Source organism: Dactylosporangium salmoneum (assembly GCF_039532525.1).
GTDB classification, from domain to species: domain Bacteria; phylum Actinomycetota; class Actinomycetes; order Mycobacteriales; family Micromonosporaceae; genus Dactylosporangium; species Dactylosporangium salmoneum.
The window spans coordinates 1-753 of the sequence record NZ_BAAARV010000111.1; the positions used below are offsets into that span (position 1 = coordinate 1).

General features: G+C 68.7%; 1 protein-coding gene. It reads right to left on the reverse strand.

Translation table 11 applies throughout. The features are described from left to right. On the reverse strand, positions 1-533 hold a 533-nt coding region (locus ABD352_RS50285; protein ID WP_344619775.1), incomplete at its 3' end, for an IS110 family transposase. Positions 534-753: the final 220 nt, after the last annotated feature.

Here is a 753-nt window from a genome sequence, read left to right on the forward strand (position 1 = left end):
CGGAACTGGTCACGTAGGTCGTCGTCGGCGGTGAGGATCAGCGACTTGAACAGGTTGACCGTGGCTGTGCGGGTGTCGGTGTAGTGGCGGCGGCAGGCGTGCAGAATCCGCAGAACCTCGCGGTCGCCGTCGGCGCGTGGCGCGGCGGCATGGTCAGCGGCCAGGACCGCTCGGGCGGCGTGGACCGCGTCCAGAGAGTCGGACTTACCGCCGCGACGCCGGACTGTCGCCGTGGGCTTGGGCGCCTCGAAGACGGTCTCGTCGGCGGTGCGTAGCGCGCGCAGCAGCCCGACTCCGTGCGAGCGTGCACCGTCGAGAGCCCAGGCGCGGCGGCCGGCGCCAAGCCCATTGGTGTGCTCATGGGCCCAGGCCAGCAGGGCGGCGACTCCGTCGGCTGTGGCCATGACGGTGAGCTCGGCAAGGACTGAGCCAACCGGCGAGACCACCGCCGCAGTATGGGTGTCGGTGTGGGTGTCCACGCCGATGATCGCATCGACGCGATCGACGAGTCGTTCCGTCAGGACGGATGGCACGAGGTCTCCTCTACATGGGCGACGTTCGGACGGCGTCGACCCGGGAGACGGTCACCCAGCGGCACATCTGTGATGAGTCACGCGACAAGCGCGGACAGGCTTCTGATCAGGCCAGCATGGTGGGCCGGGTCGGCGCCGGCGACCCACGAGGACAAGTCCGATGAACGGCACACCACAAAGCGGCCAGATCTTGGTTGAGTCACTCGTAGATCACCGGCGC